The 8,795-nt window shown below is 65.4% G+C and carries 10 protein-coding genes and 1 pseudogene; 2 read left to right on the top strand and 9 right to left on the bottom strand.

All coding sequences use genetic code 11. The annotated features are described in order from the left end of the window. The 6 genes from F3J14_RS31650 to flhD form a co-directional block, all read right to left on the bottom strand. Nucleotides 1-351: Hpt domain-containing protein (locus tag F3J14_RS31650; protein WP_211080408.1), on the bottom strand; the 351-nt coding region annotated here is incomplete at its 3' end. A 33-nt stretch (nt 352-384) separates the two neighbouring features. Continuing rightward, nucleotides 385-762: a response regulator gene (locus tag F3J14_RS31645; protein WP_166726274.1), complete on the bottom strand. Its 378-nt coding sequence runs from the start codon at nt 760-762 to the stop codon at nt 385-387. A gap of 179 nt (nt 763-941) precedes the next feature. Next, a complete protein-coding gene (gene motB / locus F3J14_RS31640; RefSeq protein WP_166726273.1) occupies nt 942-1,961 on the bottom strand; it encodes a flagellar motor protein MotB in 1,020 nt (339 codons plus the stop codon). 13 nt (nt 1,962-1,974) lie between these two features. Continuing rightward, on the bottom strand, nt 1,975-2,835 hold the full coding sequence (gene motA / locus F3J14_RS31635) for a flagellar motor stator protein MotA (protein WP_006762546.1): 861 nt from the start codon (nt 2,833-2,835) through the stop codon (nt 1,975-1,977). A 179-nt stretch (nt 2,836-3,014) separates the two neighbouring features. After that, complete coding sequence (flhC, locus tag F3J14_RS31630; protein ID WP_166726272.1) at nt 3,015-3,569, bottom strand: flagellar transcriptional regulator FlhC; 555 nt, start codon at nt 3,567-3,569, stop codon at nt 3,015-3,017. A gap of 94 nt (nt 3,570-3,663) precedes the next feature. After that, nucleotides 3,664-3,984 carry a flagellar transcriptional regulator FlhD gene (flhD, locus tag F3J14_RS31625; RefSeq protein WP_006751074.1) on the bottom strand — a complete coding sequence of 107 codons (321 nt, stop codon included), beginning with the start codon at nt 3,982-3,984 and terminating at the stop codon, nt 3,664-3,666. Nucleotides 3,985-4,649: 665 nt separating this feature from the next. Here flhD and F3J14_RS31620 point away from each other — a divergent pair. Then, nucleotides 4,650-5,714, top strand: a complete 1,065-nt coding sequence (locus tag F3J14_RS31620; RefSeq protein ID WP_166726270.1) for a glycosyltransferase family 4 protein — start codon at nt 4,650-4,652, stop codon at nt 5,712-5,714. A gap of 101 nt (nt 5,715-5,815) precedes the next feature. Here F3J14_RS31620 and F3J14_RS31615 read toward each other — a convergent pair whose 3' ends face one another. Further along, the gene (locus F3J14_RS31615) at nt 5,816-6,112 is read right to left on the bottom strand and encodes an H-NS histone family protein (protein ID WP_006751072.1); all 297 of its coding nucleotides are present in this window, start codon (nt 6,110-6,112) and stop codon (nt 5,816-5,818) included. 298 nt (nt 6,113-6,410) lie between these two features. Between F3J14_RS31615 and aqpZ the strand changes: the two genes are divergently transcribed. Beyond that, nucleotides 6,411-7,151 carry an aquaporin Z gene (aqpZ, locus tag F3J14_RS31610; protein WP_166726269.1) on the top strand — a complete coding sequence of 247 codons (741 nt, stop codon included), beginning with the start codon at nt 6,411-6,413 and terminating at the stop codon, nt 7,149-7,151. A gap of 105 nt (nt 7,152-7,256) precedes the next feature. Here the strand turns inward: aqpZ and F3J14_RS31605 are convergent, their stop codons facing one another. Both F3J14_RS31605 and F3J14_RS31600 read right to left on the bottom strand, forming a co-directional pair. Further along, nucleotides 7,257-8,090 carry a Cof-type HAD-IIB family hydrolase gene (locus tag F3J14_RS31605; RefSeq protein WP_166726268.1) on the bottom strand — a complete coding sequence of 278 codons (834 nt, stop codon included), beginning with the start codon at nt 8,088-8,090 and terminating at the stop codon, nt 7,257-7,259. A gap of 282 nt (nt 8,091-8,372) precedes the next feature. Next, a pseudogene (locus F3J14_RS31600) lies at nt 8,373-8,795 on the bottom strand (ATPase); the annotation flags it as partial.

The following is an 8,795-nucleotide window of genomic DNA, read 5'->3' as shown; positions in this document are numbered from 1 at the left end:
CGCGGCGGCGGCCGCGTCGGGTTCCGCGCTCGCGCGATAGTCGACCAGCTGGTCGGACAGCACGTCCTTGGTCTCGAGGAACGCATCGACCATTTCCTTGGTCAGCGTCAGCTCATGGTTGCGTGCGCGGTCGAGCAGCGACTCGAGGATGTGGGTCGTCTCGGTCAGCGCGGAAAAGCCGAACGTCGCCGCGCCACCCTTGATCGAGTGCGCCGCGCGGAAGATCGCGGCCAGGTCCTCGGGGTCGGGCGAGCCGACGTCGAGGTTCAGCAGCAGCTGCTCCATCTGCGCGAGCAGTTCGTCGGCTTCGTCAAAAAAGGTCTGGTAGAACTGCGTGATGTCGAGAGTCATGCCCGGTCACCGGTTGGATTCGTCGCGTTCATGTCAGGAGGCCGTCTGCTCGGACAGCGTCGCGACCAGGTCGACCAGCACGGCCGGGTCGATCGGCTTTTCGATCCAGCCGGTCGCGCCCGCTTCGCGCGCGGCGTCCTTGAATGCATCGCTGCCTTCGGTCGTCAGCACGAGGATCGGCGTGTCCGCGTACGCGCTCAGCTTGCGCAGCGCGGCGATCACCTCGAGCCCGTTCCTGCGCGGCATGTTCTGGTCGGTCAGCACCAGGTCGTACGGCACGGTGGCCGCCATGTCGAAGCCGGCTTCGCCGTCCGGCGCCACCGTCACGTCGTAGCCGGCCTGCGCGAGCGTCGCCTGCAGCAGCGCACGCATGGTCGCGGAGTCGTCGATCGCGAGAATGGTCCGGATCATGTCAGCCTCCGCGGGGCCGCCCCGACGGCGTCGCAGGGAAGTCGCGGAGCATCGCTTCGCGCCTGCGCGGCCGGCCGGCTTTGCAGAGCCGGCCGTGGGCCGCTGAGCGCCCCCTCGGGGGGCAGCGAACAAAGTAAGCGTTGGGGTCGTTTCATGCGTATCTCGGAATCGGGGAAACGTCAGGGTTTCGGCGCCACGGCGACGGCGCTCGCGAGCACCGGTTGCGCGGCCGGCGTCGGGCCGCCGAGCTGCTGGGCCAGCAGCTTCGAGCCCGCCGCGTCGGCCGACAGCGTCGTGGTCGTCGCGTCGTCGCGCATCAGCGCGTCTTCGGATTTGCGATTCAGCACGATCACGCTGATCCGGCGGTTTTCCGGATCGAGCGGATCGGCCTTGTTCAGGTTCTGCGTCGACGCGAGGCCGAGCACGCGCAGCACCTTCGCCTCGTCCATGCCGCCCGTGATCAGCTCGCGGCGCGACGCGTTCGCGCGGTCGGCCGACAGCTCCCAGTTGCTGTAGCCGCCTTCCCCGCCCGCGTACGGCACCGCATCGGTGTGGCCCTGGACGATGATCCGGTTCGGCACGTCGTTCAGCGTCTTGCCGATCTCGCGCAGGATGTCGCGCATGTACGGCTCGACGTGGTCGCTCGACATCGCGAACATCGGCCGCTTCTGTGTATCGACGATCTCGATGCGCAGTCCCATCAGCGTCGAATCGATGCGGATCTGCTGCTTGAACTGGCGCAGCGTCGGGTTCGCCTCGATCGCCGCCATCAGCTTGATCTGCAGGTCGTGCAGGCGCGCCTGTTCGAGCCGGTCCTGCGCGCCTTGCGCCTGCGCGCGGGAATGCTGGTCGCCCGCTTTCGCGACACGGTCGGCCAGCGACGTCGTGCCGTCGGTGCGGCGCAGCGTGCCGGCGTCGACGCTCGACAGGTCGCGGCCGCCGCCGTTGATGATGCTGGAGTCCTGCGAGCTGCGATCGCCGCTGCCGAACAGCGCGGCCTTCAGCGGCGTGTTGAAGTACTCGGCGATCCCCTTCAGCTGCACCGGCGTGACCGAGCTCAGCAGCCACATCAGCAGGAAGAACGCCATCATCGCGGTCATGAAGTCCGCGTACGCGAGTTTCCATGCGCCGCCGTGATGGCCCTTCTTCTGCGGGGCCACCCGTTTCACGACGATCGCGCGATCCTTGCCATTGCTCATCGAACGCTCCGCGTCACTTTGCCTTCACGCGGCGCACGTGCTCTTCGAGCTCCGTGAACGACGGACGCTCGGTCGAGAACAGCACCTTGCGGCCGAACTCCACCGCGATCGCCGGCGCATAGCCGTTCAGGCTCGCGAGGATCGTCACCTTGATGCACTGGAACATCTTGGTGGACTCGGCGACGCGCTGCTCCGCGAGGCTCGCGAGCGGCCCGATCAGCCCGTACGACAGCAGAATCCCGAGGAACGTGCCGACCAGCGCCTGCGCGATCATCGCGCCGAGCACCGCGGGCGGCTTGTCGGCCGACGCCATCGTGTGCACGACGCCCATCACGGCCGCGACGATCCCGAATGCCGGCATCGCGTCGCCCACACGCATCAGCGCGTGCGCGGGGCCTTCACCTTCCGTGTGGTGCGTCTCGATCTCCTCGTCCATCAGGCTCTCGATCTCGAACGCGTTCATGTTGCCGCCCACCATCAGGCGCAGGTAGTCGGTCAGGAATTCGACGATGTGGCGATCGGCGAGGATCTTCGGGTATTGCGTGAAGATCGGGCTCTTGTCCGGATCGTCGATGTCGGCTTCCAGCGTCAGCGTGCCTTCCTTGCGCGCCTTCGCGAGCAGCACGTACAGGAGCGCCATCAGCTCCATATAGACGTCCTTCGTGTACTTCGAGCCCTTGAAGAGCGTCGGCAGCACGAGCAGCGTCGCCTTGATGGTCTTCATGCCGTTGCCGAGGATGAACGCGCCGACGCCCGCGCCGGTGATCATCAGGATCTCGAGCGGCTGGACCAATGCGCCCAGATGCCCGCCTGCCAGCGCATAACCGCCGAAGACGGACAACAGCGTCACGAGTGTTCCCACGATAATCAGCACTGCCTGTCCCTCACGAAAGACCGGCGGGGAGACCGCCGTTAATCAGGTTTACGGCAGTCGGCAGGAAAACTTTCGCGGCAGTGCCGCGGCGGCGCGGCGGTGTTTACCAGCAAGCCCCCGGCCGGTTCGCGCGGCGCGCGGCAGCCGCTCGGCTCCCGCTCAGCCCCACCCGGCGCCGTTCAGGCCGCGGCGGCAGCCAGTTCGGCGCGCGCGGCGGCGGCCTTGCGGGTCTTGCCGGCGCGCGACGGCGGCTGGCACAGGCCGCACACGAAACCTTGATGCGGATCATGCGCATGCGCGACGAAGTGGCCGCCGCAGCGCGAGCACGGGGTCATCTGCAGCATCCCCGAGTCGAAGAAGCGTACGAGCGTCCACGCGCGCGTGAGACTCAGCGCGGCCTCGTCACCGGACAGGTTCACGTGCTCCTGGTAGAGCCGGTACGCCTTCACGATCGACTGGATCGGATCGCAGCGGCCGTGGTCCTGCATGAACCGGTAGATGTTGTAGAACAGCGACGAGTGGATGTTCGGCTGCCACGTCATGAACCAGTCGGTCGAGAACGGCAGCATCCCCTTCGGCGGCGACACGCCCTTCAGCTCCTTGTACAGCTTGATCAGGCGGTCGCGCGACAGGCTCGTCTCCGCCTCCAGCAGCTGCAGCCGGGCGCCCAGTTCGATCAGTTCGATAGCGAGGGTGATTTCCTTCACCTCGATCACGACGCTTTTGCTTGCCATGGTGAATAACTGTCCGCTTGACGTGGTTCGGATGAGTGGCCAATACGCCGCCCGCCGGCGCGGCGCGCCGGGACGAACGCAAGGCAAAAAAAGATCAGCGGACGCTTTCGACCGGCTGGCCGGCCATCAGGATGGCCGAGTGCGCGTGCGTGACGACGTCGCTGCGACCCTTGTCGGCGAGCGACGACAGCAACGCGTGATCGTCGAAGCGGAAACGGCACAGGATCTGGTTCGACGCGGCGAGCTTCACGGTCTGGGCGAGCGTGAGGTTCGCGAGTACGTCGGCCAGTTCCTGGGAAACTCCCATGCGGAACATGCCCATCGCTTTGTCTTCCCGCAGCAGGCGTTGCGCGAGGAGGAGGTACGACAGATTGACCTCTTTGATCTCACTGAGCATTTCGCTGGTGGCGCTCATGATTCCCCCGTTAAGAGCTTTGCTTTGGCCTTTCATCTTATGACAACGTTTGCTCGGTCAGGCCCTATTGGCTTCCGCCGGCACATTTATCAGTCTTACAGGGCGAATTTTGGCCAAACGGCATTTATGCCGGTATCAGCGAAGTGGCGTAAGCCGCGCAGGATTTGTCTGTAAACCGTGTAGGAATTTTTCCGACAAGGCGAATTGAAAGGGGACAAAAGGCGGGGTAAATGGGGGCGCGAATTCGTCGGAGATGGGGTTCCGCATGGGACGAATCCGGCTGGAGGCCGTCCGGCAAGGCTGCCGGGGCGTGAATCGGTAAAAATTATAGTGGTTTTTCACGATAGCGCAACAATAGTTGCGTCTGTCTCGCGCCATGTTTCCAGACCCTTTTTATCGGGGTTTTCTCGTATTTCATGGTGTAACAAGCCTTAAGTGTTTGAAAAAACACTCGAACCCCTCTAGGCGATATCGATAATGGACTCAAACGGGCGGCGGCGTGAGGCGCACCGCCCCGCCCCGCAGCTTGCCGCCCGGCGTCCGGCGCACCGCGCCCCGGACCCGGCCACGTACCGCAGAAAGCGTACGTCGGCGAGTTCCGCAACCTTGTATCGGACCGGCATGCGCACTCGAGCGCCCACGCTGGTCGACATCGGAGAACGCCCATGCGTATTGCCCAGATCGCGCCGCTTTACGAAGCTGTCCCGCCGAAACTCTACGGCGGCACCGAGCGTGTCGTGTCCTACCTCACCGAGGCGCTCGTCGAACTCGGCCACGATGTGACGCTGTTCGCCAGCGGCGACTCCGTCACGTCCGCCCGTCTCGAGGCGGCATGGCCGCGCGCACTGCGGCTCGACCCGTCGATCCGCGATTCGATGGCGCCCCATATGCGCCTGATCGAGCAGGTCGCCCGTGTCGCGCACGAATTCGACGTGCTGCACTTCCACCTCGACTACCTGCCGTTCCCGCTGATGTCGCGCCTCGACACGCCTTACGTGACGACGCTGCACGGCCGCCTCGACCTGCCGGAGCTGCAGCCGGTGTTCGACGCGTTCCCGAACGCGCCGGTCGTCTCGATCTCGAATTCGCAGCGCAAGCCGCTGCCGCAGGCCGCCTGGGCCGGCACCGTGTATCACGGGCTGCCCGACACGCTGCTCACGCCGCAACCGGACGTGAAGCCCGAATACCTCGCGTTCCTCGGCCGGATCTGTCCCGAAAAGCGGGTCGACACCGCGATCCGGATCGCCGCGCAAAGCGGGCTGCCGCTGAAGATCGCCGCGAAGGTCGACAAGGCCGACGCCGACTACTTCAAGGAAGTGATCGAGCCGCTGCTCGGCGAAGCGCATGTCGAATTCATCGGCGAGATCAACGAGGCGCAGAAGCCGGCGTTCCTGTCCGGCGCGAAGGCGCTGCTGTTCCCGATCGACTGGCCGGAGCCGTTCGGCCTGGTGATGATCGAGGCGATGGCCTGCGGCACGCCGGTCGTCGCGTTCAACCGCGGCTCGGTGCCGGAAGTGATCGAGGACGGCGTGACCGGCTTCATCGTCGAGGACGTGCAGGGCGCGGTCGGTGCGCTGCACCGGATCGACAGCCTGTCGCGCGACGCGATCCGCGCACGCTTCGATACGCGTTTCAGCTCGAAAGCGATGGCGCGACGTTATGTCGAAACTTACGAATCGCTTTGCACGGCGGCAAAACGGCCGACCTTGCGCCGGGTCGCGGGCGCCTGACGCCGAAATTCGTCAGGAAATATTCCGTAAAATTCGCGCCGAAATCGGCGCGGAAAAACCAAAGAGCCGCATCGTCGATGCGGCTCTTTCTTTTTGCGCGGTCATTCGATCAGGAAACGATCGCGGTTTTTCCCGACGATCCAATTCGGCGGCTTGCCGCGTCCGCTCCAGGTTGCACCCGACTTCGGATCGCGGTACTTGGGCGGCAGCGGCGCCTTTTTCGGCGGACGCCCGCGCCGCGCGCGCTCCACGAAGCCCAGGTCCTGGGCCGTGAGGCCATATTCGGCAATCATTCGCTGGACTTCGGCGATCACCGTCGCCACTTCCTGGCGACGCACGTCATCCGCCTGAGCCTGCAGATCGGCGATCTGCGCCTTGAGTTTCGCGTATTGAGACATTTTTCGACTCCCTTTTTCCATGATGCGGCTCCGGCGAGTCCGGCCGGAACACCCACACCCGTTACGTCACCCGCACTGCCGCCCTGCTCTTCAAAATTAATGCTGCCATCTTTAACCGATTCGGCTATATCGAGAATGCGGACTTATTCTAATAAAGGCCATTCGCCAGCATTCAAATTTAACAATCGTTGACCCTCTTGAAGCCGATTCATTTCCTATAATCCAGACCAATTCCGGACGGCGGAATAAATCATCCGCCCAGCCGTTTGTCTTCAACCCACTTGAACAAGGTCCCTACATGAATCTTTCTCAGCGTCTGGCTGCAGAGGCATTCGGCACGTTCTGGCTGGTGCTCGGCGGATGCGGAAGCGCCGTGCTGGCCGCCGCCTTTCCGGGTCTCGGCATCGGCTTTGCCGGCGTCGCACTTGCATTCGGCCTGACCGTGCTGACGATGGCATTCGCGATCGGCCATATTTCAGGTTGCCATTTGAATCCGGCTGTGAGTGTCGGCCTGACGGTCGCCGGCCGCTTCCCGGCGCGCGATCTCGCGCCGTACATCGTCGCGCAGGTGGTCGGCGCGACGCTCGGTGCATTCGTGCTGTACCTGATCGCGACCGGCAAGCCGGGCTTCGACCTCGTCGGCAGCGGCTTTGCGACGAACGGCTTCGGCGAGCGCTCGCCCGGCCACTACTCGCTCGGCGCGGCGTTCATCTGCGAAGTCGTGATGACGGGCTTCTTCCTGTTCGTGATTCTCGGCGCCACCGACAAGCGCGCGCCGGCCGGCTTCGCGCCGATCGCGATCGGCCTGTGCCTGACGTTGATTCACCTGATCTCGATCCCGGTCACCAACACGTCGGTGAACCCGGCCCGCTCGACCGGCCCCGCGCTGTTCGTGGGCGGCGAGGCGATCGGCCAGCTGTGGCTGTTCTGGATCGCGCCGATCATCGGTGCGGCCATCGCAGGGATCATCTACCCGCTGGTCGCAGGGCGCGACGACGCCCTCGGCCTGCTGCCTGCATCCGCTCGCACAAGCGAATAAAACACTACGGGGTTACGCGAGCAGAACAGCGAGCCTCACGCTGTCGAACAACATCGAGGCAGGTAATTTGAACGGGCGCCGCTGGCGCCCGTTTTTCATTTCCGCTCAGGAAGCGGCGACGCCGTCGAGGGCGCCGTCGAGCGAGAACAGCGTGCGCAGGTGGCGGGCGACGCCCGCGTCGAAGTTGTTGCCGATCCGCGGGATGTGCGGCAGGTGCGCGATCAGGTCGGGATTCGCGTTGTTCATCATGAACGCGTGACCAGCCGTTTCGAGCAGGTCGATGTCGTTCATGTTGTCGCCGAACGCGATGCAGTGGCCGGTATCGACGCCGAGCCGCGCGAGCACCGCGCGCAGCGCGCGGCCCTTCGACACGTTCGCGGTCATCACTTCGAGGCAGTCGGGCAGCGAGTACGTGACGTACAGCGCATCGCCGAACTGCACGCGCATTTGCTCGGCGACTACCGCCAGATCGGCCGGCTCGCCGATGTACAGCACCTTCGCGATGTCCGCGCCGTCGTGCGCGGCCATGTCGATCACGTCGTACCGAAAACCCGAATCCTGGTGGAATTCGAGCAGGTGCGGCGCTTCGCGGTCGATCAGCCAGCCGCGGTCGGTGAACAGGTTGACGATCACGCGCCCGTGCGCGCCGGTCACGCCCGGCTGCACGAGGCCGCGGACGATCGCGGGATCGATGTCCTGCGCATGGATCGCCGTATCGTCCGGCGCATGCACGCGCGCACCATTCGACGTGATCAGGTACGGCCGGATGCCCAGCACGTCGCGGATGCCGGCGACGTCCGCGTAGTGGCGCCCCGTCGCGATCACGAACTGCAGGCCGTCGCGGTCGAGCCGGCGGACGGTCTCGATCGTGTACGGATCGAGCTGGTGGTCGCTGTTCAGCAGGGTGCCGTCGAGATCGGTGGCGATGACTTTGTACATGGGAACGGGGAAATGGCGCGCAGGATACTGCGGAACCGCCATTTTAACGTCGTGCCCGGTGGGGCGTCGGGCGGTTGGGGAATGGGGGCGGGGACGGGGTGGCGGATTTCACGCCGTTCAGCCTTCGGCGCGTTGCCGGGTTGGAGTGGCCGGCTTGATCGGCCTCTGTTCGGTCCGCTCGGTCCGCTCGGTCCGCTCAGTCCGCGTTATCCACTCAACTCCTACCGGTCAGCACGCTCGACCTGCTCAGCCCACTCACCGCGCCCGGCCCGCTTAAACCACTCACTCCGCTTCAGCCGCCCGCAACGCCTGCAGCGCGAGCCGCAACGCACCGTGCGCGGAATCGTCGAGCGGCGTGCGCAGCCGGGCCGCGTGACGTGCCGGCACGGCCGGTGCCAGCGCGTCGGCCAGCCCGCCGCACAGCGCGACCGGTAGCGCCTGCTGCGGATCGAGCGCGTCGATCATCTTGCCGATCTCGTCGCCCGCCTGCGCGATCAGCGCGGCCGCATACGGATGGGTGCGGTGCGCGAGCACGATCGGTGCGAGGCGCGCATAGACCGTCTGGTTCGCATCGCACGACCACTGGACGAGTGCGTCTCGATCGTGTGCCCCCGTTTCCGCGAGCAGCGCGCCGGCGAATGCATCGCGCGGCGCGCGGCCGTCGAGCGCCTGCTGGGCGTACGCCAGCGCGCGCAGACCGAGCCA

It is taken from the genome of Burkholderia sp. Tr-862, assembly GCF_011753085.1.
GTDB classification, from domain to species: Bacteria; Pseudomonadota; Gammaproteobacteria; order Burkholderiales; family Burkholderiaceae; genus Burkholderia; species Burkholderia ambifaria.
This window is presented reverse-complemented; position numbering and strand designations above follow the sequence as displayed.